The 26,900-nt window shown below is 41.8% G+C and carries 22 protein-coding genes and 1 pseudogene; 21 read left to right on the forward strand and 2 right to left on the reverse strand.

The features are described 5' to 3' along the window. Positions 1-100: 100 nt before the first annotated feature. Both F7731_RS12065 and F7731_RS12070 read right to left on the reverse strand, forming a co-directional pair. The gene (locus F7731_RS12065; protein ID WP_151535029.1) at positions 101-511 is read right to left on the reverse strand and encodes a DUF3021 domain-containing protein; all 411 of its coding nucleotides are present in this window, start codon (positions 509-511) and stop codon (positions 101-103) included. Continuing rightward, positions 508-966, reverse strand: a complete 459-nt coding sequence (locus tag F7731_RS12070; protein ID WP_151535030.1) for a LytTR family DNA-binding domain-containing protein — start codon at positions 964-966, stop codon at positions 508-510. Before F7731_RS12070 ends, F7731_RS12065 begins: the two co-directional genes overlap by 4 nt. Positions 967-1,557: 591 nt before the next feature. Between F7731_RS12070 and F7731_RS12075 the strand changes: the two genes are divergently transcribed. The 21 genes and pseudogenes from F7731_RS12075 (at position 1,558) to pcaD (ending at position 26,809) form a co-directional block, all read left to right on the forward strand. Beyond that, positions 1,558-2,097, forward strand: a complete 540-nt coding sequence (locus F7731_RS12075) for a hypothetical protein (RefSeq protein ID WP_151535031.1) — start codon at positions 1,558-1,560, stop codon at positions 2,095-2,097. A gap of 189 nt (positions 2,098-2,286) precedes the next feature. Continuing rightward, positions 2,287-2,883 carry a hypothetical protein gene (locus tag F7731_RS12080; protein WP_151535032.1) on the forward strand — a complete coding sequence of 199 codons (597 nt, stop codon included), beginning with the start codon at positions 2,287-2,289 and terminating at the stop codon, positions 2,881-2,883. Between the two features lie 268 nt (positions 2,884-3,151). Continuing rightward, positions 3,152-3,685 carry an HXXEE domain-containing protein gene (locus tag F7731_RS12085; protein ID WP_151535033.1) on the forward strand — a complete coding sequence of 178 codons (534 nt, stop codon included), beginning with the start codon at positions 3,152-3,154 and terminating at the stop codon, positions 3,683-3,685. Positions 3,686-4,613: 928 nt separating this feature from the next. Next, a complete protein-coding gene (pyc, locus tag F7731_RS12090) occupies positions 4,614-8,069 on the forward strand; it encodes a pyruvate carboxylase (protein WP_151535034.1) in 3,456 nt (1,151 codons plus the stop codon). Between the two features lie 17 nt (positions 8,070-8,086). Continuing rightward, a complete protein-coding gene (gene ystJ, locus F7731_RS12095; protein WP_151535035.1) occupies positions 8,087-9,292 on the forward strand; it encodes an NADP-dependent malic enzyme in 1,206 nt (401 codons plus the stop codon). 742 nt (positions 9,293-10,034) lie between these two features. Next, on the forward strand, positions 10,035-11,714 hold the full coding sequence (locus F7731_RS12100) for a sigma-54 interaction domain-containing protein (protein WP_151535036.1): 1,680 nt from the start codon (positions 10,035-10,037) through the stop codon (positions 11,712-11,714). Positions 11,715-11,976: 262 nt separating this feature from the next. Continuing rightward, positions 11,977-12,290, forward strand: a pseudogene (locus tag F7731_RS12105) (3-hydroxyacyl-CoA dehydrogenase NAD-binding domain-containing protein); the annotation flags it as partial. Positions 12,291-12,343: 53 nt separating this feature from the next. Continuing rightward, entirely contained in the window at positions 12,344-13,492 is a 1,149-nt protein-coding gene (locus tag F7731_RS12110; RefSeq protein WP_151535037.1) for an acyl-CoA dehydrogenase family protein, read from the forward strand. Positions 13,493-13,644: 152 nt separating this feature from the next. Continuing rightward, positions 13,645-14,400, forward strand: coding sequence for an SDR family NAD(P)-dependent oxidoreductase (locus F7731_RS12115; RefSeq protein WP_151535038.1), 756 nt, complete (start codon positions 13,645-13,647; stop codon positions 14,398-14,400). Positions 14,401-14,420: 20 nt separating this feature from the next. Further along, entirely contained in the window at positions 14,421-15,656 is a 1,236-nt protein-coding gene (locus F7731_RS12120) for an acyl-CoA dehydrogenase family protein (protein WP_151535039.1), read from the forward strand. Continuing rightward, complete coding sequence (locus F7731_RS12125) at positions 15,657-16,751, forward strand: phosphotransferase family protein (RefSeq protein ID WP_151535040.1); 1,095 nt, start codon at positions 15,657-15,659, stop codon at positions 16,749-16,751. A gap of 24 nt (positions 16,752-16,775) precedes the next feature. After that, positions 16,776-17,501 carry a 2-phosphosulfolactate phosphatase gene (locus F7731_RS12130; protein WP_151535041.1) on the forward strand — a complete coding sequence of 242 codons (726 nt, stop codon included), beginning with the start codon at positions 16,776-16,778 and terminating at the stop codon, positions 17,499-17,501. A 408-nt stretch (positions 17,502-17,909) separates the two neighbouring features. Further along, complete coding sequence (locus tag F7731_RS27295) at positions 17,910-18,074, forward strand: AMP-binding enzyme (RefSeq protein WP_425481999.1); 165 nt, start codon at positions 17,910-17,912, stop codon at positions 18,072-18,074. Further along, on the forward strand, positions 18,075-19,256 hold the full coding sequence (locus F7731_RS12140) for a thiolase family protein (RefSeq protein ID WP_151535042.1): 1,182 nt from the start codon (positions 18,075-18,077) through the stop codon (positions 19,254-19,256). Positions 19,257-19,362: 106 nt separating this feature from the next. Continuing rightward, positions 19,363-20,229, forward strand: coding sequence for a 3-hydroxyacyl-CoA dehydrogenase family protein (locus F7731_RS12145; protein WP_151535169.1), 867 nt, complete (start codon positions 19,363-19,365; stop codon positions 20,227-20,229). A 66-nt stretch (positions 20,230-20,295) separates the two neighbouring features. Continuing rightward, positions 20,296-21,072 (forward strand): enoyl-CoA hydratase/isomerase family protein, encoded by a 777-nt coding sequence (locus tag F7731_RS12150; protein ID WP_151535043.1) that lies wholly within the window; start codon positions 20,296-20,298, stop codon positions 21,070-21,072. Between the two features lie 501 nt (positions 21,073-21,573). After that, the gene (locus tag F7731_RS12155; RefSeq protein ID WP_151535044.1) at positions 21,574-22,842 is read left to right on the forward strand and encodes an MFS transporter; all 1,269 of its coding nucleotides are present in this window, start codon (positions 21,574-21,576) and stop codon (positions 22,840-22,842) included. 179 nt (positions 22,843-23,021) lie between these two features. Next, positions 23,022-24,353, forward strand: a complete 1,332-nt coding sequence (locus F7731_RS12160) for a cytochrome P450 (protein WP_151535045.1) — start codon at positions 23,022-23,024, stop codon at positions 24,351-24,353. A 137-nt stretch (positions 24,354-24,490) separates the two neighbouring features. Continuing rightward, positions 24,491-25,231 carry an SDR family NAD(P)-dependent oxidoreductase gene (locus F7731_RS12165; protein ID WP_151535046.1) on the forward strand — a complete coding sequence of 247 codons (741 nt, stop codon included), beginning with the start codon at positions 24,491-24,493 and terminating at the stop codon, positions 25,229-25,231. Between the two features lie 13 nt (positions 25,232-25,244). Continuing rightward, complete coding sequence (locus F7731_RS12170; protein WP_151535047.1) at positions 25,245-26,003, forward strand: SDR family NAD(P)-dependent oxidoreductase; 759 nt, start codon at positions 25,245-25,247, stop codon at positions 26,001-26,003. Between the two features lie 29 nt (positions 26,004-26,032). Further along, entirely contained in the window at positions 26,033-26,809 is a 777-nt protein-coding gene (gene pcaD / locus F7731_RS12175; protein ID WP_151535048.1) for a 3-oxoadipate enol-lactonase, read from the forward strand. Positions 26,810-26,900: the final 91 nt, after the last annotated feature.

Consider the following 26,900-nt stretch of genomic DNA (forward strand, 5'->3'; position numbering starts at 1 on the left):
CTTTTCATGACCAATTAAACTTTGTATAAACTTCTCATTCTTTATCTCATATCCGCCATAAAGAGTATAAGCAATCCCAGTACCTCATAAATATCAATTCTCATAGTTTCTTTAAATCATCATTTAATTTCCGTGCTTGATTTTTGAAGTAAAGATAAAATGCAACCCAAAAGATCGTATAGACGACAATGGAAATTAAGAGTGTTAACAAAATATTTATGATATTAAATGGGATCCATCCGATCGCGAGTGCCAAGATGAGGTATAGGATCATGACGGTTAAAAAATGAAGAATGGTCTGTTGAGAAAGTTTCAAATTCCTGTTTTCAAAGTACATAGGACTGACAGTAAAAAACCAGCCGCAGAGAATAGAACCTATGGAGTTTTTTAAAAATAATGGCCCATCTATCATTTCGAAGCCACCGAAAAGGATATTCAAATTGGTGATTAAAACCGCAATAAAGCCTCCGAAGAAAATACCGATAAAACTACGGATAATAAATGTTTTCATTTTACTTTCCTCCTATTCAATTTTAGAGCTTCTTTAATCGCAGGGACATAGGTACGAGAGACATATTCTTTCTTTCCTGATTTGAAGTAAACGCAGAGTGTACCATTGAATGATGCTTCAAAACGGCTCAATTGATTCAAATTGGCGATAACCGATTTAGATAGGCGGATAAATTTTTTAGAAGGGAGCATGGCCTCGAGCTCATATAATTTCTCTTTTAAAATAAAAGAATCTGTTTCCGTTACGGCGATAATATGATCGTTTTCAGTATGAAAATAGTGGATGTCATCCGGTTTGAGAATATGTTGCATTTCTCCCTTTTTTCCAATCAGGAATTGTTGCTCCCTTTCATAGATGAAGTCAATGAGTTCCTGTATATTTTCATCCAACTCAGGCCCTTCGATGGTAACTCTCGTTTCTTTAAGTGCTTTGTCAATATTAAGGGAAAGTTTCAAATTTCAGACACCTCTTTTCACCTAAAAGTATAATCGTTTCAGCTCTCGATGACTGTCAATAAATGTTCTTTTAATTTCCTTCTCTCATTGACTTTCTAAACAAATTGTATGATGAAATTCCTTTCAAGTCTGCAAAATTCCAGTAAGTGGAGGAAAAATGAAAGGTAACTTGTGGAAAATAGTTGGTGACTTACATAATAGGAATCCCATGCTCCGTTTAACGAAACAACAATTTGTTGAGGTAGTTATAAAGAAAGCCATAAAACCTTCAACTGTGAGAGAAGAATTGTTACAGTATTTTTTGAAAAGTATTATTCATTACTTTGTGAAGTATTGTACTTAAAATAACGAGGGCGTTAGTTCAATTAGATTCTTTGAAATATCCTTCCGTAAAAGAAGGGCAATAGAGGAAGAAAATAATAATTTCATATAAGATTCTCTTGAAATCAAGTCTTCTGTTAAAGGGCGCTTTTCTGAAAAAAGGAAAGCGTCTTTCTTCATGAAAAGGGCCAGTTTACGGAATAAAACTGAAACTTATTATGAACTCGACCAGTCTAATATCACAAAGTGTTTGGAACAGGAGGGTAATCAGTGAAAAGGATTTTTCTTTTTGTAATCGCATTTTTAGTAATCGCCTCATTGATGGGGTGCGATACAAATGACAAAAACACCACAAATTTGTCTGATGAAGGTGGTCAGGCCATTGAATTTAAATTAATAGCAAGTGAGAAAAACTTGCCTTCCAACTTTGATGATATTGCGTTTGAAAGAAAAGAAACACCGCATTTTCAGTATTTAGTGAAAAAAGTCGAAAATCAATCCGAATATGAGGATATGTGGAATTTATATGGATTTGAAAATGAAATACCTAACGTTGACTTTAACAAGAAAGCCACTTTTTTTGTTGGAGTCCATGAGTCTGGGAGTTGTCCCTACAAGATAAACAATGTTGAATTAAGCTCTGACAACAAAACTATGACACTACCCTTGAAAGAGCCAGGAGGTGCTTGCAACTCTGATGCAACACCGAGAACATTTGTAATCCAGATTGATAAAGAAATATCCAAAGAAATAGGAAACGTAGTTATTGTTCAAAGCAGGGTAGGAACGAACGTACCGTTTGAAAGTTAAAAAGTAGACAAAGTTAAAATTTCAACAAAGGGAGCGATATTTCAACAATTTTGATCGCTTATTTTTATCTAATCAAGAGCAGATTTGTTCATGTAGGAAATAGTATTTTAATTAATGGCAAAACTTTTTAGCAACTTATTATGTTCCTAACCCGTCAATTTCTATAAAAGAGTAGAAGGTGGAATTGAATTGGAAAATAGACAATCAATTAGTCGTAAGGCTACCACTTGGTTACTGTTATTAAGTATCTGTACTTGTGTAGCCGTTTTTTATATACCTACATCTACTTACGCTTGTTCTTGTGCTGAACCTGTTAGTGTTAAATCAGAACTTTCACATTCGAAGGTAGTTTTCAGTGGTAAGGTTCTAAGTGTAAAAAATAAACGTTCTTTAAATGGATATGTTACAAAGGATGTCATCTTTGAGGTTTCACAAACTTGGAAAGGAGTTAAGGAATCTCAAATACAAATCACCACAGGTCTAGGTGGCGGTGACTGCGGTATCGAATTTAAAAAAGGTGAAGATTACCTAGTTTATGGACGTGATTCTGATATATACGGAAAGAAACAATTGGTAACTTTATTGTGCGATAGAACGGTTGAATTAGCTTCAGCAAAAGAGGATTTAGGATACCTTGGGGACGGAAAGCCTCCAACTAAACAAATAGACTCAGCTTCGGACAATAGTAATATGACATTTTTGTTTCGTACATTTGTTATTGTTATCGTTATCGTTATCGGAGGGATTATTGGATTCTTTAGTTGGAAAAGAATTAATAATTCGTAAATTTCTTATTCAGCAAAAGGGCGCAATTCTAGAATAAAAATTGGCGCCGGTTTTTATGTATAGGGACAGATTGCCGAGTAAAAGTGCTGAAAGCGAATAATTCATAATTATAAACTAATATCTTTATAGTCATTTAATAATTGGATATTTATGTTAGAATTGTAGAGGAGATCGCGAATAATATCTAAGTTAACATTAGTATTTAGTTGAAGAAGGAGTACAAATCAAAAAGTAAATAAAATAAGAAAGATTCACAAGGGTGGAGATTATGGAACAATGGCTTGATGTTCAAACACTCATCTGGTTATTTCCGATTATGTTTATCCTTCATGATTTTGAAGAAATTATTATGGTTGAAAAGTGGATGAAACAAAACTCAGATGTCATTTATGAAAGATTACCAAGAAAAATTGCTGATAGGGTAATCAAACAATTTTCCATGACGACAGCACAATTTGCAGTAGCAGTTTTAGTAATATTCTTATTCGTAGCTAGTTCAACAATTATGGCAAACCAATTTGTGATTCAAGGATCACTTGGTAATATTCATATTTTTACAATTATCACATTGACTTTTTTTCTGCATTCCTTTATTCATATTGGCCAGTCAATATTTCTTCGTTCCATTACTCCTGGTTTATTGACATCAATGATTATCATAATCCCATACAGTTTGGTTTTATATAAAGCATTATTATTAAATGAAGTTCTAACATGGAAAATTTTTTTTGCATGCTTGCCATTTGTCTTTTTAATCATTCCTATTGCTTTACTTGCTCATTGGATAGGAAAAAAAGTTTAATATCTAAAAATGGAGCCTGAAGTATGGCTCCATTTATCATTTTAACTAATATTTCTTCTCTATCACACTTTCTCCCAATCACCCAATTCTTTGGTGTCTCTCCTAATCTATGGTGCTGGAACTACGACAAATTGGAGTTTCTAGTTCGAGTTCCATCTGCAACGTCACTTCTAGCAGTTCTTGACGGATGGGCTCTAGATTTTGGGGCTCATGTGCGTTTCTTGAAGAAGATCTTTGAAGTCGTCCCTAAAAAGAGATGGCTTTTTTTATTTTAGTCTTCATAGCTCACAAGTTATGAATCTGTTTTGTTTAACGAATTCAAAAAGAGTCGATTCCTAAGTTTTGGGAATGGCATTTAAAAAGTTTTACATTCATGAATAATACCTGGCCTTAACATGTCCCATTTTTGTTAACGATGATGAGTGATGGAACGAAGACAAAAGAGGAAAAGGAGCGAGTCAAAACCATGGATATAACTGAAATCATAGGAGAAATCCTTGGTTTGTTAAAACCGTTAAATGATTTTGAGAGAGATTCAACCATAATGAATCATCTGAATTTTTAATAAATGATTCAAAGTTGAATTCTAAGTCATAAATAACTCAAGGATTTATTGAAATATAGAAGAAACAATTCAATTATTAATCGAAACTATTCATCATTTGCAAAAAAGGTGTGTCATTCCTATTTTTGTGATTTGGCACGGAAATTGCTACTAAAAAAAGTAACAGCGCGGATATATGAGTAGCATGACATGAAATGAAGGATTCGTGATAAAAGGCAAATAAAAATGAAATCCTTCATTTACCGGACTTGTCTTCCATGCAGTACAGTATTCACATATTCGCCTGAGATGAAGAGATCAGAATCTATTTTTAACGGAAAACTTAGAGTAAAAGAAAAATTAAATGTAGAGGAGAAGGCAAATATGGATAGGCAGGTTAAGCGATTTAATAAAGTATTAGTAGCCAACCGGGGAGAAATTGCAATCCGTATCTTTCAAGCCTGTACGGAGCTCGGGATTCGTACAGTTGCTGTTTACTCTGAACAGGATCAAGCTTCACTTCACCGTTTTAAAGCGGATGAGGCTTATCTGATAGGCGAAGGGAAGGGCCCAATCGAAGCTTACTTGGATATAGAGAAAATCCTTGAAGTAGCCAAGCGGTACCAAGTTGATGCCATTCACCCTGGATACGGCTTTTTAGCTGAGAATGCGCAATTCGCACGGAGATGCCAGGAGGAGGGGATCATTTTTATCGGTCCAACTCCCGATCATATCCATATGTTTGGGGATAAGATTGAAGCAAGAGCCATGGCCATTAAGGCTGGAACTCCGGTTATTCCAGGGACAATCGAACCAATTCAGAGCCTCCAAGAAGCTATGCAGTTTGCAAGGGAGCAGGGATATCCGCTTATCATTAAGGCGGCCTTAGGTGGTGGCGGCCGCGGGATGAGAATTGTCCGAAGTTCGGATGAACTTGAAGATGCACTCGATCGTGCCCGTTCAGAAGCGAAGTCCGCATTTGGCAATACCGCAGTTTATATAGAGAAGTATCTGGAACGTCCAAAGCACATAGAGGTACAGATTATTGCCGATCAATATGGAAATACCGTACATCTATTTGAACGGGATTGTTCGGTTCAAAGAAGGCACCAAAAATTGGTGGAGGTCGCACCTAGCGTATCTCTTCCAGAAGAGTTAAGGAATAGCATATGCAATGCCGCAATTCAGCTTATGAAAGAAGCGGGTTACTGTAATGCTGGAACCGTAGAGTTTTTAGTAACACCTGAACATCAATTTTATTTTATAGAGGTCAATCCCCGTGTCCAAGTGGAACACACGATCACCGAATTGATTACGGGAATTGACATTGTTCAAACGCAAATTCGCATCGCAGAGGGTAACGCCCTTAGCGATCCGGAAATTGGCATTGACGGTCAACACGAAATTATCCCAAACGGCGTCGCGATCCAATGCAGGGTAACAACTGAAGATCCTGCACGAAATTTTCTGCCTGATACCGGGAGATTATTGGCCTATCGTTCCGGTGGTGGATTTGGGATTCGACTGGATACGGGCAATGGATATCCTGGAGCGATTATCTCGCCGCACTATGACTCTTTACTGGTTAAAGTTTCTTCCTGGGCGAAGACATATAGCCAGGCAGCGAAGAAAATGCACCGTACACTTCGGGAGTTCCGGATTCGGGGAGTAAAAACCAATCTCCCGTTTCTTGAAAATGTCGTACAGCATCAAGATTTCTTGAATGGGCAATATGATACGATGTTTATCGAGTGTACTCCTGATTTGTTCGAATTCCCGGAACTTAGAGACCGCGGGACAAAGCTGCTTACCTATCTTGGGGAGACCATCATCAATGGGCATCCTGGGGTACCGAAGGGCAAGAAGCCAATCTTCGTGGCACCTCGAATTCCCATCACATCTGCCAAGCAGGAATATCCAGCAGGAACAAAGCAAATCTTGGATGAGCGGGGTGTGGAAGGGCTCATCGATTGGATTAAATCAAGCCCTCGAATGCTTGTTACCGATACTACATTCCGGGATGCCCATCAATCTTTGTTTGCAACAAGAGTTAGAACTATTGACCTGCTCAACATATCTGAAGCTACTAGCAAGCTGGGTGCGGATTTATTCTCATTAGAAATGTGGGGAGGAGCCACTTTTGATACGAGCATGCGTTTTCTTAGTGAAGATCCGTGGGAGCGTTTGCGTTTGCTCCGTGAAAAAATTCCAAATATCTTGTTCCAAATGCTATTCCGTGGTGCCAATGCCGTAGGCTACACGAATTATCCTGATAATGTCATCCATAAATTTGTTCGGATGGCAGCGGAAAGCGGAATTGATATCTTTAGGATTTTTGATAGCCTAAATTGGGTACCGGGAATGCGTGATGCGATAAATGCTGTGCGGGAATCAGGGAAAGTGGCGGAAGCAGCCATTTGCTATACCGGAAATATAGATGACCCCAAACGGGACAAGTATACCTTACAGTATTATGTCGATTTGGCAAAGGAATTGGAAAAATCGGGTGCCCATATCCTTGCCATCAAGGATATGGCTGGTCTGCTTAAACCGTTTTCCGCCTATCGACTAGTTAAAACACTAAAGGAAGAAGTTGGAATACCTATCCATCTTCACACTCATGATACGAGCGGAAACCAGATGGCGACTTTGCTTAAAGCCTATGAAGCGGGAGTTGATATTGTTGACACCGCTCTCAGCTCCATGTCGGGACTCACCTCACAGCCGAGCTTGAATGGACTCGCAGCTGCTCTAGTTGGGATGGAACGCGAAACAGGGATTGATCTTGAAGCACAGCAAAAATTATCTGACTATTGGGAGGATACACGCAATTACTATGAGATCTTCGAAAGTGGCATGAAGGCTCCAAGCTCGGAGATTTACCTTCATGAGATGCCTGGGGGCCAATATACGAATCTTCATCAGCAGGCCAAAGCGGTAGGACTGGCCGACCGTTGGGAAGAGGTCAAAAAGGCATATGCGTCCGTCAACTTAATGTTTGGCGATATTGTCAAGGTAACACCCTCATCCAAAGTAGTAGGGGATATGGCTTTGTTTATGGTTCAAAACGATTTGACAGAAGAAAACATTTACCAGCGGGGAGAATGGTTGGATTTTCCGGAATCCGTCATCCAGTTTTTCCAAGGCTATCTAGGGCAGCCACCAGGTGGATTCCCCGAAAAACTACGAAATCTTATCTTGAAAAACCGGGATTACCTCACTTGCCGACCGGGCCAGCAGCTGCCGCCGGTTGATTTTGCGGAAGTGAAACGAGATTTAGAAGATAATCTGGGGCGGACTGTGAATGAGTTTGATGTGATGTCATTTGTAATGTATCCGCAAGTATTTCTGGATAAAGAAAAGATTGCGGAGAGCTATGGAAGTATTTCCTGCCTGGATACGCCTACTTTCTTTTACGGATTACGACCAGGTGAAGATATCAAGGTAGATATTGAACAAGGGAAAACGCTCATTGTAAAGCTTGTTGCAGTAGGGCCATTGGCTGAAGATGGAACCAAGACGATTTACTTTGAACTAAATGGTCAACCGAGGGAAGTGGAAATTCGTGATCGCGCGGCCAAAGTCGAAAATATTTCCCGCCCCAAAGCAGATTCTACGGATGTCTGCCAAATTGGAGCCTCCATGCCGGGGAAAGTGCTTAAAGTCATGGTAGAACCGGGCGATCAGGTGAAGAAAGGGGAACATCTGATTGTCACGGAAGCGATGAAAATGGAAACGACCATACAAGCACCGTTTGATGCTACCGTAACAGACGTAAAGGTGAAGCTGGATGATACCATAGAGACAAGGGATTTACTGATTGTGCTAGAAATGAGGTAGAAAAGGTAGGAGAGGAAATGAATAGTTTAAGAGAAGAGGCGTTACAACTCCATAGTCGATACAAAGGTAAATTGAGTGTAGAAACAAAGGTTCAGGTCGAAAATGCCAAAGATTTAAGCTTAGCTTATTCGCCAGGAGTAGCAGAACCTTGTAAAAAAATATTTAATGATCCAGAAAAGGTTTATGAATATACAGTTAAAGGAAATCTAGTAGCCGTAGTTACCGATGGAACAGCTGTTTTAGGCTTAGGGAATATTGGTCCTGAAGCAGCTATGCCCGTTATGGAAGGAAAAGCCGCGCTTTTTAAATCGTTTGCCGGAATTGATGCTGTTCCTATCTGTTTAAAAACAGTAGATCCAGTAGAAATTGTAGAAACAGTTAAAAGACTCGAACCGACCTTTGGCGCCATCAATCTGGAGGATATTGCCGCCCCTGGATGCTTTTATATCGAACAGAAATTAAAGGAAGAATTGAATATCCCTGTTTTCCATGACGATCAGCATGGCACTGCGATTGTTACGGCAGCGGGCTTAATCAATGCCATGAAACTGGTCAGCAAAAGCTTTCAAGAAATAAGGGTAGTCATCAATGGAGCTGGTTCTGCCGGGATTGCGATTACGAAGCTGTTGCTGCAATTGGGGGTAAAGGATATCATCTTATGTGATACAAAGGGTGCCATTTATGAGGGGCGCGCTAACGGGATGAATCCGATCAAGGAGGAAATCGCTGCGTTAACCAATAAGGAAAGAATAAAGGGAACGCTTGGCGAGGTAATCTGCGGAAGCGATGTATTCATCGGTGTTTCAGTCGCCGATGCCCTATCCAAAGAAATGATACAATCCATGAACATAGATCCCGTCATTTTTGCCATGGCTAATCCGGATCCGGAAATCTTGCCATCGAAAGCGAAGGCGGCGGGGGCAAGAGTGATTGGTACGGGTCGTTCCGATTATCCGAATCAGGTCAATAATGTGCTTGCATTCCCAGGTATTTTCAGAGGAGCACTGGACGTTTTAGCATCGGAGATCAATGATGAGATGAAACTCGCAGCCGTCCATGCGATTGCTGACATTATTGATTCAAGCGAACTGTCCGAGGATTATATTATTCCTCAACCTTTTGATAAGCGCGTGGCTCCGCAAGTAGCTCAGGCTGTTTCGGAGGCAGCTATCTCGAGCGGGGTGGCTAGAAAACTCTCGAATAGGGTTAAGGAAACTGTTTAGTTCCACTGAGTTATGTCAAGTATTCAAGATAATAAAAAAATATTAGAATTCTGAATGTTGTAAAATCGATATTGTTTTTGCCTTTACAATAACTTCTTTTCATGCAATCGCTACATGGATTGTACTGGAAAGAAGTTATTTTTTTTGGCATGATACTTGATTATTAAGCAATTAAGATAGGGAAAAGCGTCAATCATTCTTTTAAGAAGGCTGTTTTCGTAAAGTTTGTTGCATTATTAGTCTGATTTTAATTTAACTATCTGAGTTGATTGGAGCGGAGGGCGCTTGACTCCTCCAAAATGCATACGCATTTTGTCGTGCGGTGTTCATTCAAGGATGTTAATTCAATGTCCTGCGGGAATGGAGGGAAGCGGGAGACCCCGCAGGCGGTAGCGCCGAGGAGGCTCCCGTCCCTCCCCGCGGAAAGCAAGTGCCCGCAGCGGAAATCAACGGTCAAACTTCGAAGGCATAAAACAACAATATATGCGAAAACAGCCTTTAAGAATAACAGATAAGATGGAAAACAGTATCATGCAAATTATTAAACAAATATTGACGTAAAGATCATTGCTAGGTACGATGGTAGAAATGTTTGTGAATTATGTATTTTCAAATATTTTTGAGATCCGCGGAATAATTAACCACATTATTGTACATTCATAGGACCTTCAGATTAGAAGTTCCCTTTCCCGGCAAGCTGTACGATAATTTGACTATAAAAGATCAGAAGAGGAGATTGCTGATGAACCAAGTACAAGCCTTCTTGGAGTTCTTTCCATTTCCAATCATTCTTGCAAGTTCAGATGGCAGAATCGAATATAAAAATCAGGTTTTCTCTAGTCTATTCAAAGAAGAACCCATTCAGGATTCATTAAAAGAACTATTTGACACTTGGGAAGATCATGGAAATCAGACAGTTTATGTCACATTAAACCAATGTCCCTTTCTGTTAATCTATCAGTCAATAACCGTCGAATCCCATGAAAAATGGCTATATGTCCTCTTAGATGGTACCCAAATTAAGCGCTCACAGAAAAAACTGCGAGATTTGGATAACTTAAACCGCGAATTGGATGCGATCATTGATAATTCGTATGATGCCATCTATATAACTGACCGTGAAGGAACGGCACTAAGAACCAATTCGGCGATCGAAAGGATTACAGGAATTCCGGAACATTACTATATTGGAAAAAAAGTGCAGTATCTCATTGAAAGAGGGTTCTTAAAGGAATCCATAACGTTTAAAGTAGTGGAACAAAAAAAAACCGTCAGCCAAATACAAAAAAATTATTCAGGACAAGAAACATTGTCAACAGGCTCCCCCATTTTTGATGAAAATGGGGAGGTCGAAAAAGTCATCATCAATATCCGTGATCTTTCTGAATTGAATGAATTGAACCGGGAACTAAAAAAAGCGTTGGATTTAAACGACCAATATCGAAAAGAACTAGAGAAATTACAGACAAAAACACGTCAAGACCCGGATATGATTGTGGAAAGCAAACGAATGTTGGACATCTATGAGATGGCTGACCGTATCGCTGATTTTGACGCTACGGTTTTAATACTAGGGGAGACCGGAGTTGGGAAAGATGTGTTAGTACGACACATCTATCGTGCAAGCAGTCGGCGTGAAACCGGAGAATTTATTAAAATTAATTGTGGAGCCATTCCCCATGATCTGCTGGAGTCCGAGTTATTTGGCTATGAAGCGGGCGCCTTTACCGGAGCTAACCGGACTGGTAAGCCAGGTATGTTCGAACTGGCTCATAAAGGGGTTCTGTTTTTGGACGAGGTCGGCGAACTGCCTTTAGCCCTACAGGTAAAATTACTCCGTGTTTTGCAGGAGAAGCAGATTCAACGGATTGGAGCAACTAAACCGATAAATGTGGATGTTCGGCTAATCGCTGCAACGAACCGCAATTTAAAAAAAATGGTAGAGAAGGGTGAGTTTAGAGAGGATTTATATTATCGTTTGAATGTCATTCCTATTTCTATCCCGCCACTAAGGGCACGTAAACAGGATATTCTTCCCCTTGTACAATATTTTCTGAAAAAGTTTAATGAGAAATATCATCTTTCCAAGGAATTTGATCGAGGTCTGAAGGAATTTCTTTACCACTATCCATGGCCAGGTAACGTGCGCGAGCTGTCGAATATGGTAGAACGTTTAATTCTTACGGTACCCGCGAAAACCTTAACGGTTGAAGATCTGCCTTTTGAATATCAAAAGAAAGAAGATGTTCCTGTTCCAATTCACTATACCAGTAGGATGACATTGAAAGAAGCGACAGAGATTGCTGAACGGGAGATTTTGGCTCTTGCGGTTCAAAGGTATGACAGTACGTATAAAATGGCTGAGGAACTTGGGACAAGTCAGTCGACCATTGTAAGGAAACTGCAAAAGTATAATCTGTAAATGCTGGTGATTCAAAAATAACTTATAATGCAAAAACAACTCATGATTATCGCATTTTAATTTATTTTTGAATTAATACAATTAAGTAAAGTTCACTCGAATAGCCTTGATGTGGTCTAAATGCTGAAATTAGCAATAGATTGCATCGAGGCTATTCTTTTTGGAAGTTGGCATAAAAATTGCATTAATAATAAATGATATCGTCAGAAAATTACAATATTGGGTAAGGGGGTTTTTGAGATGATTAATCCTATCGCTGTGATTGGCAGTGGTTTTGGAATTGATGGAACTCAAAATCAACATTTTTCAGCAATTGGATGAATGGACTCCTCCCCATGCGATCCTTGCCACAAATACCTCTACTATGAGCCCGACAGAAATTGAGGCATCGACGAAGAGGCCTGGTCAATATGTAGCGATGCACTTCTTTAATCCGGCCCACCGGAACTAGCTGATCTGGTTGGATTAGACAGCCGATTACGCAATATGGAGTATTTATATCACCATTTAGGAGAAAAATATCGTCCCTCCCCCCTGCTGGTGAAATATGTTAAAGCCAGGCGTTTAGGAAAGTAATCAGTTCAAGGATTTTACAGTTATTCGATTTAATAGAAAGGACCGTGAACAACATGGATTTCCGATTATCAGAGGATATTACATTTTTAAAACAAAGTATTCGAGAGTTTATTGATAGTGAGGTAGACCCCCTTGCGATGGAAATCGAAGAAAAGGATGAGATTCCGGAGCGAATCATGCGGATGTCTAAGGAAATGGGATTATTCGGCTTAAGTATCCCTGAGGAATACGATGGTATAGGGATCGGGATGGTCGGAAAATGTGCCATCTATGAGGAATTAGGAAGAACACATAATGGCTATACCACCGTCATTGGAGCACATACCGGAATCGGTTCTGTTGGGATTGTGGAGATGGGGAACGAAGAACAAAAGCGAACGTACTTGCCGGCGATGGCAAGAGGCGAGATGATTGGCGCGTTTGCATTGACCGAACCGAGTGCAGGATCCCACGCAACCAATTTGAAAACTACTGCGGTTCGAAAAGGGGATAAATTTATATTAAATGGAACTAAGCATTATATTACCAATGCCCCGATTGCCGACGTCTTTACGGTCATGGCTGTCACCGATCCTTCTAAAGGGGCCAAGGGGATTACTTCTTTTATTGTAGAAAAAGACTTTCCAGGGTTCCATTTAGGGAAAAACGAAAAGAAAATGGGGCTTCGCGGGTCACATTCAGCTGAAATATTCTTTGAAGACTGCGAAGTGCCGGTAGAAAATGTGCTCGGCCAAGAGGGACAAGGGTATGTGAATGCACTAAAGATTCTCGCCAATGGACGAGCGGGGCTTGCTGCACGGAATCTTGGTTCTTGTGCAAAGCTGCTAGAGATGTCCATTGATCACGCACATACAAGGATCCAGTTTGAAAAACCTATTTTTGAACAGCAAATTATCCAGCATTACTTAGCCGAGATGGCCTTAGATGTAGAAACCCTTCGTTCCATGACGTATCGCGTGGCATGGATGGTAGATCAACAAATGAAAGTAATTAAGGAAGCTGCGATGGTAAAATTACTAGGTTCTGAGATTTATAACCGTGTAGCGGATAAGGCTGTACAGATCCATGGTGGGATTGGCTATATCTCAGAATTTCCGATCGAACGTTTTTATCGAGATGCGAGAATCACTAAGATTTACGAAGGTACGTCAGAAATTCAAAAGAATATTATCGCTTCTCAATTACATCAAGAGTACAAGTGATCACTGTGAAGGAAAAGCAAGCTAAAATAGGGGCGCTCTAATACTAATGATCCTGATTGGCACAGAAATTGCCTTTATTAATATTCGAAGGCTAAAAGATGAATTTGCCACCCTTTGGGTCTATGAAAAAATGAAATACGGGGGAGAGGTTTATGAGCAGATTCGACTTAAATGAACGGGTGGCCATTGTAACCGGAGGAAGCAAAGGGTTGGGTGAAGGAATGGCCTATGCTTTGGCAGAACAAGGAGCGGATATTGTTATTGTAAGCCGTAATCAAGCAGAAGGGGAACTAGTTGCTGCGAAGATCCGTGACATGGGGCGCAAGTCTATAGCACTTTCGGTAGATGTGCAAGACATTTCCTCTATTAACCAAATGGTAAAAACCGTAAAAGAAAAGTTCGGAAGAATAGATATTCTTATCAATAATGCTGGAGTCGGGATAACTAAGTTTGCTCTAGAAGTGACCGAAGCGGAGTGGGACAAAGTTGTCGACACGAACTTAAAAGGGGTATTTTTCTGTGCTCAAGCTGTAGCTAAGGTCATGAAGGAACAGAAATATGGCAAGATTATCAATATTTCTTCCCTAGCAGGATTGAAGGGCAGTAATGCAATGGCTCCATATTGTGCAAGCAAAGCTGGAATCATTAACCTTACAAGAGCATTGGCTAAAGAATGGGCTAGGTATCACATCAATGTCAATGCCATTGCCCCAGGGTATATTAAAACGGCCTTAAACGAGGAGGAACTTTCCAATGAATCGTTCCGAAATAAGATGCTTTCCGCAATGGCTATTCAACGTTTAGGCGAACTGGATGACCTGGCGGGGTCAGTGATTTTACTTGCTTCCGAAGCATCGTCCTATATGACTGGTCAAACGATTGTTATTGATGGTGGAAGACTTATATAGATTACTAGGAGGGTATAAACATGAATTTTGAATACAGTGATAAAGTGAAAGAATTGCAGGAAAAGTTAACATTATTTATGGATGAAGTCGTTTATCCAAATGAAGCTGTTTATGAACGTCAATTGAACGAAGGCGTGAGTCGATGGGATGAGCCTCCGATTATGAAAGAAATGCAAGCAAAGGCGAAGGCTGCTGGATTATGGAATTTATTTTTACCAGACAGCGAATATGGGGCTGGTTTAACAAATGTTGAATATGCTCCACTTTGTGAAATTATGGGGCGTTCCATGATTGGTCCGGCTGTTTTCAATTGCAGTGCACCTGACACGGGGAATATGGAAGTGTTGGTTCGTTATGGTACGGAGGAACAAAAAGAGAAATGGCTACTTCCGTTATTAAATGGGGAAATTCGTTCTTGTTTTTCAATGACAGAGCCTGGTGTAGCATCCTCTGATGCAACAAATATGGAAGCAACGATTGAAAGGGACGGGGATGAATATGTGATCAACGGCCGGAAATGGTGGTCTTCCGGTGCAGGGGATTCCAGATGTAAGATCGCTATTGTAATGGGGATAACGAATCCAGAAGGGCCTAAGCATGAAAGGCATGGCCAGATTTTGGTACCGCTAGATACTCCGGGAGTAAATAATGTCAGACAATTACCTGTATTTGGCTATGATCATGCACCGCACGGTCACTCTGAAATTGAATTCAACCAAGTTCGGGTTCCGGTTTCTAACATTATCTGGGGTGAAGGCAAAGGCTTTGCAATCGCACAAGGAAGACTTGGCCCTGGTCGGATTCATCATTGCATGCGTTTAATCGGGGCGGCCGAGCGGGCACTTGAAATCATGTGCAGCCGGGTACAAGAACGAGTTGCCTTTGGTAAACCGCTTGCAGAACAAGGGGTCATCCAGGAATGGATTGCTGAGTCGCGAATGGATATTGAACAGGCACGTCTTCTGACTTTAAAAGCGGCCTATATGATGGATACTGTTGGGAATAAGGTGGCTAGAAAGGAAATATCTATGATTAAAGTTGTCGCTCCGAATATGGCCCTAAGGGTACTAGACCGAGCGATACAGTCTCTTGGTGGAGCAGGAGTGAGCGATGATTTCCCGCTTGCCGCAGCTTGGGCAAAATCAAGAACACTTCGATTCGCAGATGGCCCTGATGAAGTCCATCGATCCGCTATTGCCAAAATGGAGCTGAGATCGCAAGCAAAAACTCAAGAAAAAAAGCAGGTGATGAGCTAGATGAGTAAGAATCAGGCCACTTGGAATCCAGCGGATGATGATACGATCGTTGTCCGCCAGGGAGAGGAACTACACCTAGAGAGATTGGATACCTATCTCCAAGGGAGTTTTGGACATTTGGATGATTCACCATTGGTTGTCAGACAATTCGGCAAGGGTGCTTCCAATTTAACCTATCTATTGAGCAAAGGGAATTGGGAGGCTGTGCTTCGCAGACCTCCCCATGGACCGGTGGCACCTAAGGCACATGACATGGCCCGGGAATACAAACTGCTCAAAAGGATTCATGCGGTTTATCCTCTTGCGCCGGAGCCGTATTTATTCTGCGATGACAAGGGAATCATTGGAAGCGACTTTTTACTGATGGAACGACGGACAGGAATAGTTTTGGATACGGAGTTTCCCGCTTCTCATAACCCAACACATGAGATCTGCGGCAAAATCTCAGAAACCATGGTCGACCGTCTAGTTGAACTGCATCAAATTGATTATGAGGCGGCAGGCCTTCTGGGATTGGGCTATCCCACAGGGTTTATGGAAAGACAGGTGCATGGCTGGATTGGCAGGTACAATCGGGCTAAAACGGCCGAAATCGAAGGGGTAGAAGAATTGACAAAATGGCTGGCGGATCATGTCCCGGTTTCCCAGAAGGGTACCATCATCCATTATGATTATAAATTAAATAATGTGATGTTTGATTATCAGGATTTAGGTAAAATGACTGCGATATTTGATTGGGAAATGACAACCATTGGAGACCCCCTGGCCGATTTAGGCAGCGCCATGAGTTATTGGGTTCAAGAAGATGATCCGGATATCTTGAAAAACAGGGGGGGTAAAAAGCCTCCGGTCACGATCTTACCTGGCTTTATGACCCGAGATCAATTTATTGAAGCATACGCGAAGAAAAGCGGACGGGACGTATCCCAAATCGATTTTTATTTAGCGTTCGCCTACTTTAAACTAGCAGTGATTGTCCAACAAATTTTTTTTCGGTGGAAAAACGGGCAAACGTCGGATGAACGTTTTTCTACTTATGAAGATGCTGCTCGTGGATTAATCCAGATAGCACTTGGGTTATTAAACAGAAAATAAGGTCAAGATGCAGAGGTGTATACAATGGGGAAAATTCATCTGCTTTTTAAAAAAGAAGAGATAGATGAAGAAAAAATGAAAAATCATGTGGCCGTTGTCTTTGACGTACTTCTAGCTACGTCAACGATTACAGCGGGACTGCATTTCGGGGCTAAAGAAGTGATACCAGTCCGTCAAGGGGAAGAAGCCTTGAAAGTGGCTAAGGGAAGAAACGAAGACAGTTTTTTGCTTGTTGGGGAATATAAGGGGAAAACGATCGATGGATTTCACGCCCCGCAACCATTGCCGTTAAGAGACGAAGTCAGGGGAAAAAGCATCATCCTTTCCACAACAAATGGTACAGTTGCTGTCCGCAAGGCATCTACTGCTACTCAAGTTTATATAGGCTCCCTTTTAAATGGGCAGGCAGTTGCAGAGCGAATTCTCGAAAAGCATCGTGAGGAGACGATCATTCTTATCTGTTCGGGTACGGATGGGTCCTTTTGTATAGAGGATTTTTATGGAGCAGGTTACTTATTGGATTGCTTATCAGAGGGTGGACAGCAAGTTTGGGAATTGACGGATGCTGCCCAGGCTGCTTTGCTCTTCTATCAAGCCAATCGGAATCGAAGTGAAGAGATCCTACAGACATCTAGGGTAGGACAAAGGATTTTGGGTCGTGGTGCGGAAACCGAATTGAGTTTTGTGGCTCAATGTGGGGTGTTATCAATTATCCCCTATTTTGATGGAAAAAGTATTCAAGTTTCATAGTGTAGAAGAGAAGTATCGTGCCCCCTTAAAGTAGACTTTGGATAAAAACCATTAGGGATTTATCTTAAACACTTTATGGGGGCATTTTTTTGATTTTAGTTACAGCCTGCATTGGCGGTGGACAGGGCATAGCCCTTATTTTAGAGCGATAAGAGTCTTTTTTGAGCAGTATCCGAATACGAAGTGATTCAAAAATAAATTATAATGCAAGAATAACTCAAGATTATCCACTTTTTAAGTTATTTTTGAATTAATACAATCAAGCAGCTGAATGGTTGAAAAGCCGGAATGGGATTTATAGTCTAAAATTAGCAAAATGTTGCATCTAAGCTATTGTTTTTGGAGGTTGGCATAAAATTTGCATTAATTTATTTTAAATATTCTTAATTGATATAGAGTTCTGGTATTATTCAAGTTCTTCGTCAGGGAAGCGATTTGGGTGAAGAAGAACTGATCCAATGGTGTAAATACCGCATCGCAAAATATAAGGTACCCAAATACGTGGTGTTTTTAAATGTACTGCCGAAAACAGCGGTCGGTAACAACGATAATTTTTCTAATGAGGTGAAGTAAATGAAGGATGACATTGTGATTGTATCAGCGGCCAGGACGGCCATTGGGAAATTTGGTGGGACGCTGAAGGACATTGATTCAGGAAAGTTAGGAGCAGTGGTTATTCGTGAAGCGATTCAGCGCGCGGGCATTTCACCAGAGTATGTTAGTGAGGTCATCATGGGCGAGGTACGGCAATCGACCCAATCCTCCAATATGGCTAGAGTGGCTTCATTACGCGCAGGCGTACCTGAAACCGCTTCGGCGTTTACGGTAAATCGTCTATGTGCATCTGGCATGCAGGCCATTGGTTCGGCTGTTCAGCAGATTGCATTCGGACAGGCGGATGTAGTAATAGCCGGGGGAGCTGAAAGCCTTAGCTTATCTCCCATTTATCTCAGGAATTCACGATTTGGCGAGGGAAATCCCACTTTGGTCGATTCTAACTTGGAAAATGCGCAGCAGCCGATCGAAATCTATGGCCCTCAACTCGGTATGGGTATGACGGCGGAAAACGTTGCAGAACGGTATGGTATTTCTCGTGAAGAGCAGGATGCTTTTGCCTTGCAGAGCCAGCAGAGGGCTGCTGAAGCCATCAAGGCTGGAAAGTTTAAAGATGAAATCGTGCCTGTGGAGGTTAAACAGAAGAAAAACACCTTCCTATTTGATACGGATGAATTTCCTCGCCAAACTTCGTTAGAACAGTTGGCCGCTCTGAGACCGGCATTTAGGAAAGATGGATCTGTAACCGCCGGAAATGCGTGTGGAAGAAACGACGGTGCGGCGGCACTGGTAATCATGTCTAGAGCAAAGGCAGAAGAGTTAGGCGTGAAGCCAATGGCCAAAATTGTGGATTGGGCTACAGCTGGCGTATCTCCCGAGGTGATGGGAATCGGTCCGATTCCAGCTGTGAAAAAGCTGCTAACCAGAACAGGAACCAAATTACTCGATTACGGACTAGTGGAGCTGAATGAAGCCTTCGCAGCCCAAGCTCTTGCTGTCATTCGGGAATTGGACTTAGATACCGATAAGTTGAATGTCAACGGGGGAGCCATTGCTCTCGGTCATCCGCTCGGAGCCACTGGAGCAAGAATTATCACTACACTGCTTTATGAAATGAAGCGCCGTAATGAACAACTGGGTTTAGCTACTCTATGTGTAGGCGGCGGACAAGGAATGGCGATTGCCATTGAATTAATATAAAAATAGGTTAATAGAGAGTTCTTCGAAATAATCATCTCACAACGTGTATTAGAAGAATGCTAGGAAAGTATAAAAAAATTTGAAAGAGGGGCAATGTGAAAAAGATATGGATATCAATCAAATCAAACATATCGCTGTGATTGGCTCCGGAGCAATGGGTTCGCAAATTGCCATGGTTTGCGCCCTGGCCGGATATCAAGTAACCCTGCAGGACATCAATGAAAAAAGTCTAGTAAAAGCGAAGCAATCTTTAAAAGGACATATGAAGCGGAGAGTAGAAAAAGGCAGATTGTCACAAGTCCAAGTGACAAGTGCCTTTGATCGGATTCATTTCGAGAGTTTGTTAGAGGAAGCAGTAAAGAATGCAGATTACGTGATTGAGGCAATTGTGGAAAACTTGGAAGCCAAACGTGTCCTTTATGCTGAAGTGGACCGTCTAGCCCCTGCCCATACTATCATCGCCAGCAACAGTTCCACAATCGTCAGTTCGAAAATGGCCGATGCAACCTGCCGTCCAGACAAGATATGCAATATGCACTTTTTTAACCCTGCTTTAGTCATGGAATTAGTTGAAGTAGTGCAAGGGCCTCATACATCCGAAGAAACGGCACAAATCACATTTGAATTAGCAAAGCGAATCAATAAGGTTCCCATTTTATTAAAAACAGAGATCACCGGTTTTGTAGCCAACCGAATTTTAGGAAAGTTGATGGACGAGGCGATTTACCTGCTGGAAAATGGTGTCGCCACAGCGGAGGAAATCGATCTAGCTTGCACTAAAGCGCTAAACCATCCAATTGGTCCGTTCGCTCTGATTGATCTGACTGGAATCGATGTACACTATTATGTTCGGATGCAGCGTTATCAGGAATCAGGTGATGAAAATATGAAGCCATCCCGAGTCGTAACAGAGTTATTTGAAAAAGGCGATTTGGGACGTAAAACTGGAAAAGGATTTTATACGTATTCTTAGTCATGAAGATGCATTGAAGAAATGCCTGTCGTTGTCGAATTAGTTATGTTAGGAAGGTGAGAAAACATGGAATTTGAAAATGTTTTAGTGGAAAAAGAAGGGCGGATTGGTGTAATAAAAATCAACCGGCCTGAGGTTAGAAACGCTTTGGATGGTAATACATTAAAGGAAATCGAACGGGCTCTAGAAAGATTGGAACGTGATGAGGAAGTTGGAGTTATTGTTTTTACAGGTGAAGGGGAGAAGTCGTTTGCCGCGGGGGCAGATATTCGCCAATTGAGAGAAAAAACAGCAATGGATGCCCTCCTGCCAAGCATGTCAGCTACTTACCGACTCATTGAAAACTCCAGTAAGGCAACAATTGCTGCGATTAATGGATTTGCGCTTGGAGGCGGGTGTGAGCTTGCGATGGCCTGCGATATTCGAATCGCTGCTGAACATGCCAAAATTGGGCTGCCTGAATTAAATCTTTCGATTATTCCTGGGGCCGGTGGTACACAACGCCTAGCGCGAATCGTAGGAAAAGGAAGAGCGCTAGATATGATCCTTACTGGAGATATTATCATGGCAAAGCATGCTGAAGCGATCGGACTCGTATCCTGTGCGGTACCAATGGGAGAACTATGGAGTACCGTGAAGGAAAAAGCGGATAAGCTTCTTACCAAAGGTCCGCTCGCCATCAGACTAGCTAAGCTAACGGTAAATCGCGGTCTTGATTTGGATATGGATACGGCATTGATGATGGAAAAATTATCTCAGGCCATTCTATTTAATTCCGATGATAAGGATGAAGGAACTCAGGCATTTTTGGATAAACGATCAGCGGTATTCAGTGGAAGATAGTAATTCAAAAATGCATGGCTCATATAAGATGTACCCTCAGTTTATATAAATTGTACTTATATAGATATTGCGGATCTGTATTTTACATTGAATCTACATATCTGTATGTTATATAGTAATCAATTGTAAAATACAGAGTGTTCAAAATATTTAATATAATCATAAAGCCGATGATTACATGGCATAAGTCGATCTTAGAGGAGAATTTGCTAGAGCTTTATGGAAAATTGCAATGACAGCAGATTTGCGGGTGATGGAACCACTAAAGACGGGGATACCGATTAGGAACCTTTTTGATGTGGAGTCCGGATCATTATTCCAGAGCGTGTAGGATGATCATTCGTTTACGGCTGATTTAGATATGGAAGGGGAGGATCTATCTGGATGATATATCGTAACAAACGAACAGGGAAACCTGCAGCCAAAAGATGAAAGCGCAACCATTTAGAAGCAAATGCGTGTTAAGGGGATAGATTCTAATTTTGAAGGAGTGAATTGTTTATGCGCTGGAGAATAGTTATATTTTTGTTTATAGGTATGGTGATAAACTTTGCTGACAAAATGGTTGCGGGATATGCAGCGGTCCCAATTATGGAAGAGTTTAATTTATCATACACGCAATGGGGATTGTTAAGCAGTAGCTTTTTCTGGCTCTTTATGATTTCGGGAATTTTCGGATCGGCATTAAGTGACCGGATTGGAACCAGAAATTTATTGACTATCATGCTTCTTGCCTGGTCGGTCATTCAGTCCGGCGCATTTCTCGTTACGGGGGTATTCGGTTTGATTATCATGAGAGTGGCGTTAGGTGCTTTCGAAGGACCGTATTCTCCCACCTCGAACAATCATTTAAGCAAGTGGTTTAAGCCGGAACGCCTCAGTTTTGCCATTTCCCTCGTCAATGCCGGCAGTGCGGTAGGCGGTTTGATTTGTGCTCCTTTGCTCGTTCTCGGTATTCAGGAATTGGGTTGGCGGCAGACGTTTGGCGTTTTAGGTGCGATTAGTCTAGTTTGGGTTGTCTTGTGGTTATGGTTAGGGAAGGAGAAGACGGTTTCGGAGAACGCCGGGGCGACGGAAGTAAAAACGATGCCGGTGCCGAAATTGAAATGGTCGGAAACCTACCCTGTATTACTGTCTCGTCCTTTTGTAATGGTTTGTCTGATGCTCTTTTCGACCTATTGGGTTTTGGTGTGGACACAATCCTTTTTACCTGCCTATTTGGTAAAAGCGGTCCACTTGACACCGACTGAGATGGGGAATTTTTCATCCATCTTGGGGGCTGCGTATATTGTGTTAATGATATTAATTGCTTGGTATTCTGATCGTTTATTCCAGAAACATAACAGCCTGCGCAAAGCGCGAGTTATGGTGGCCGGTATCGGTGCCATACTGTCAGGTGTCCTGTTCTACTCGATGACCATTTTTACCAATCCCGTCTATATACTTATCGCCATGATTTTAGCTAAAGCCATGGTACATGCCGTGTTTATCCTGTGGGTGCCGATTGCGCTGAGCTTGCTGCCTGAAAGGAAAGGGTTAATCCTTGGTGTGGGAACGGGCTGCGCCCAATTCGCAGGGGTTGTTGGACCCGTTGTGACCGGATTCATTGTGCAATTTGCCGGTACGAATGAAGCGCTTGGATTTGACTATTCGATCTTATTTATGGGCTCGCAATTAGTGTTAGCCGGTTTAGTTTTCACCTTATTATGTAAGCCGGATGTGTATGTAAGAAAGACTGTACATCACAGTGAAGAAGTGTCGGCGGGTTAAACAGGGGCAAGTTATCTTTTTTTCTCTATTAATTATATACCCTAATTTAAGGGGAGAGACGGCTCCTGCTAGTGTATGATACTATTTTGATAGAAGCGGTGTAAGAAAAGTAAGCCATAAAAGTTGCGGTGAGATCCTAATGTGGCCTTTATATTTGGGCTCCTAGGGTTTCCCTCACTTTGTTACTGCAAATAGCTCGACTTCAAAGTAGCAAACATGATTTTATTGAAGGAGGAAAATGTATGATTCTTGAGAATAATGCTGCATCCATTAGCAAATGTCCGTTTCATGGCGCGGGAAGCGAATTTAAACCTTTCGACCAAACCTATTGGGCAGATCCCCATCCTTTTTGGAAAAATGCTCGACAGAACGAACCCGTGTTTTTTCACCCTGAGTTGAACTATTGGGTTGTCACTCGCTATGCGGACATAAAAAAAATTCTTGCAGAACCAGCTACGTTTTCGTCGAAGATTCTTAAGGAAGCCATCCGTCCGTTATCCCAACGGGCCATCGAAATCCTTAGGGAGGGCGAGGTTAACCCGAAAAATACTGTCACCAATGATGATCCTGAACATAAAAGAATTCGCAGACCTATTAACTTTGCCTTTGTCCCGAAGCGTGTGAATGAAATGGAATCGAAGGTTCGGGCTCTCGTTACTGAACACATTGATCGATTTATTCACAAGGAAAAAGCCGATTTAGTCGCGGAAATGTTCTTTGAATTACCCGCAGAGGTTCTCTTTGAATTCCTAGGTTTTCCGAAAAAGTATATGTCTGAAATTAAGCTACTCTCCGAGAAGCGTCAGTCATTGAAATTTGGTGACCTACCTCCAGAAGAGCAAGAGATGGAAGCCCATGCAGCAGTGGACTTTTGGAAATTATCTAAAAGCATGGTAAAAGAGGTCGCAGATGCCGAGGTTACGCCGGATAACTTCTTGGGAGACTTGCTCCGTTATCGGAATGGGGATGATAACATATTATCTTTGGAAGACATCGCGGGAATCCTATATGGCCTTCTTTTTGCAGGACATGAGACGACGACTAACCTAGCGGGCAACGCAGTTCGTACCTTGCTCACCGAACGGCATGCTTGGGATGAGATTTGCGCTAATTCAAGCCTCATTCCAAATACTGTAGAGGAAGTTATGCGCTACAATCCTCCTGTTTTCTACTGGCGGAGGCGTGCACTGAAGTCGGTAAATATCGGTGGTGTAGAGATTCCAGAGGGTGGAAACATACTGCTGGTGATGGCTTCATCAGGCCATGATGACTCCATGTTTGAAGACCCAGAAACGTTCGATATTCACCGTGAAAATACGAAGAACCACTTGGGCTTTGGCTTTGGAAAGCATTTCTGTATCGGTGCTCCACTTGCCCGCCTTGAGGTGCGAGTGATTCTTGAGGAGTTAGCCAAACGGTTGCCAAACCTCCAGCTTTCTGAGGATGAAGTAAAAACAATCTCTGTTAATCTATTTGCACGTGGACCGAAAGAGCTTTGGGTTAAATGGTAGATCGTATGGTCATTGAAAATTCCCTTTAATAACAATAACACATATAAAATTTTCTGATAAAAATGAATAGTGTAATTTCCCTAAACAATCCAAAATAGTAAGACTGGATACGAGTTTATGAGTGGAGGTTAACAAGTATGAATGAAAAAGAAAAGGTAATTGTTATTACGGGGGCAGCCAGTGGGATTGGTCGAGCGACAGCACGTAAATTTGCCCGTGAAGGAGCGAAAGTGATCGTCGCTGATCTTAACGAAGCTGGCGGAATGGAAACAGTTGACTTGATAAAAAAAGCTGGTGGAGAAGCAGCGTATATCAAAACCGACGTGGCAAACGTACAGGATGTGGAAAAAGCAGTTAATTTTGCAGCGGAGATATATGGAAGCATAGATATTATGTTTAATAACGCTGGAATAGGTGGAAGAGCGCCACTGCTTGAGCATGATCCGGAGAAGTATGATCGTGTTATTAAAGTAAATCAGTATGGTGTCTACTATGGCATTTTAGCAGCAGCACGCAAAATGAAAGATCTTGGCATCCAAGGAGTAATTGTTAATAATGGTTCAACATTTGGTTTTCTTGCATCTAGCGGAGGAATTATTGGTTACCATACATCCAAAGCTGCTGAGAAAATGATGACCCAATGTGCTGCGCTTGAGCTGGCACCATACGGTATTCGTGTTGTCGGGATAGCACCAGGATACGTCGATACACCTATCAGTAAACGGCCCAAAGATAGGGCTTCCGGCAAGCACATGCGAAATGAGCTTATTCAACCGGAAGCTATAGCAGATGCTGTTTTTCTACTTTGTCAGGATACGGCAAATGTTATTAATGGAAGTACCGTTATGTTGGATGACGGTTACGCCGAATTTAAGTAAGGAGGGAACTTAGGTGGAATTTGCAGATAAGGTAGTAATCATTACGGGGGCTGCTGGAGGAATCGGTAAGGAGGCGGCTCGCCTGTTTGCCAAACAAGGGGCAAAACTAGCATTGGTAGATTTAGATCAATCCGTCCTGGAATCCGTTGCGTCGGAACTAGAACTAGAAGATTACTTGGCGATAGGAGCTGATGTTTCAAACGAGAATCAAGTGATGAACTACGTTCAGGCGACAAAAGAGAAGTACGGCAGGATTGACATATTCTTTAACAATGCCGGCATTGTAGGCAAGTTGGCAAGAATGACGGAAATCACTGCTGAAGATTTTGATAAGGTTATCAACGTAAATGTAAAAGGTGTTTTTTATGGTTTAAAACACGTGTTGAAAGTCATGCAAGAACAAAACTCAGGAAGCATCGTGAATACGTCGTCTGGTCTAGGATTGCATGGCGGTGTCGGACTATCCGCTTACTCTGCTGCTAAGCATGGAGTCATCGGGCTCACCAAATCAGCCGCTCTAGAGTCGGCAGGTTTTGGGGTCCGGGTTAACGTTATCTGTCCATCTGCTGTATATACACCTATGATAAATATAATCGAAGAGTTTCGTTCACCGGAAACAGAGAAGGTAAGGGAGCAAGCCGAGCAGCGTATTCCCTTGAAACGTTATGCTAGGCCAGAAGAAATTGCAGAGCTCGTTTTATTTTTGTCATCTGAAAAAGCCTCTTTTATAACAGGATCAGAATACAAGATTGATGGTGGGTCGAAGGCGTAAATAACACTATCAATTTAAGGAGATAAGGTATGAATTTTATTAATGTAAATGGAACTAAATTGCATTATCGATTTGACGGTGCGGAGGGTCTGCCTGTCTTAGTTCTCTCCCATTCGCTTGGAACCGATCTTTCCATGTGGGATTTGCAGATACCAGAATTCACACAACATTTTCGGGTGTTGCGCTACGACATGCGTGGGCACGGTGCGTCGGAGACGGCCCCTGGACCTTATACGATAGAGCAGTTGGCATTGGATGTAGTGGGCTTATTGGATGGTTTGGAAATTGAGCGGGCAAATTTTTGCGGCATTTCGATAGGTGGTATGATCGGAATATGGCTGGCCGGGCATGTTCCTGACCGCCTGATGAAAATCGCTCTTTGTAATACTGCGGCATATAAAGGGCAGGCTGAAGTCTTTAATTCGCGCATTGAATCCGTTCTCAAGGGCGGGATGGATGCTGTTGTCGCTGGAAGTTTAAAGACTTGCTTAAGTGCTTCCTTTCATGATAAAGCACCAAACGAGGTAGAAAAGTTAAGAAGAATGGTATTGGCAACGTCACCAGAGGGTTACGCAGCTTCCTGTGCAGCAATCCGGGATATGGATCAAAGGGGTACCGTTTGCCGTATAACTGTTCCGTCATTGTTGGTTGCGGGCAGTGAGGACTTATCCATGCCTCCGAGTGTTGTGCAATCTATTGCTGATCAGATTCCTGGTGCCAAATACCTTGAATTGGAAGCTGCTCATTTGTCGAACATTGAAGCAGCCGAACCATTCACGGCCGAAATCGTGAAATTCATGCAGTGATTTGATAGTTTTGTTGTTTTAAAGAGGATTATCTCTAAAAATCTACATAAATAGTGGATTTTAGAACATGCCATTTACTTACAGGTCTTGT

This window comes from Cytobacillus depressus, from assembly GCF_008923245.1.
In the GTDB taxonomy this organism is placed as follows: Bacteria; Bacillota; Bacilli; order Bacillales; family Cytobacillaceae; genus Cytobacillus; species Cytobacillus depressus.

Coding starts and splice junctions, on each gene's coding strand:
- F7731_RS12150 (WP_151535043.1), top strand. CDS start 20,296: ATGGAATTTGAAAATGTTTTAGTGGAAAAAGAAGGGCGGATTGGTGTA.
- F7731_RS12155 (WP_151535044.1), top strand. CDS start 21,574: ATGCGCTGGAGAATAGTTATATTTTTGTTTATAGGTATGGTGATAAAC.
- F7731_RS12065 (WP_151535029.1), bottom strand. CDS start 511: ATGAAAACATTTATTATCCGTAGTTTTATCGGTATTTTCTTCGGAGGC.
- F7731_RS12110 (WP_151535037.1), top strand. CDS start 12,344: ATGGATTTCCGATTATCAGAGGATATTACATTTTTAAAACAAAGTATT.
- pyc (WP_151535034.1), top strand. CDS start 4,614: ATGGATAGGCAGGTTAAGCGATTTAATAAAGTATTAGTAGCCAACCGG.
- F7731_RS12120 (WP_151535039.1), top strand. CDS start 14,421: ATGAATTTTGAATACAGTGATAAAGTGAAAGAATTGCAGGAAAAGTTA.
- F7731_RS12125 (WP_151535040.1), top strand. CDS start 15,657: ATGAGTAAGAATCAGGCCACTTGGAATCCAGCGGATGATGATACGATC.
- F7731_RS12085 (WP_151535033.1), top strand. CDS start 3,152: ATGGAACAATGGCTTGATGTTCAAACACTCATCTGGTTATTTCCGATT.
- F7731_RS12145 (WP_151535169.1), top strand. CDS start 19,363: ATGGATATCAATCAAATCAAACATATCGCTGTGATTGGCTCCGGAGCA.
- F7731_RS12140 (WP_151535042.1), top strand. CDS start 18,075: ATGAAGGATGACATTGTGATTGTATCAGCGGCCAGGACGGCCATTGGG.
- ystJ (WP_151535035.1), top strand. CDS start 8,087: ATGAATAGTTTAAGAGAAGAGGCGTTACAACTCCATAGTCGATACAAA.
- F7731_RS12130 (WP_151535041.1), top strand. CDS start 16,776: ATGGGGAAAATTCATCTGCTTTTTAAAAAAGAAGAGATAGATGAAGAA.
- pcaD (WP_151535048.1), top strand. CDS start 26,033: ATGAATTTTATTAATGTAAATGGAACTAAATTGCATTATCGATTTGAC.
- F7731_RS12165 (WP_151535046.1), top strand. CDS start 24,491: ATGAATGAAAAAGAAAAGGTAATTGTTATTACGGGGGCAGCCAGTGGG.
- F7731_RS12100 (WP_151535036.1), top strand. CDS start 10,035: ATGAACCAAGTACAAGCCTTCTTGGAGTTCTTTCCATTTCCAATCATT.
- F7731_RS12115 (WP_151535038.1), top strand. CDS start 13,645: ATGAGCAGATTCGACTTAAATGAACGGGTGGCCATTGTAACCGGAGGA.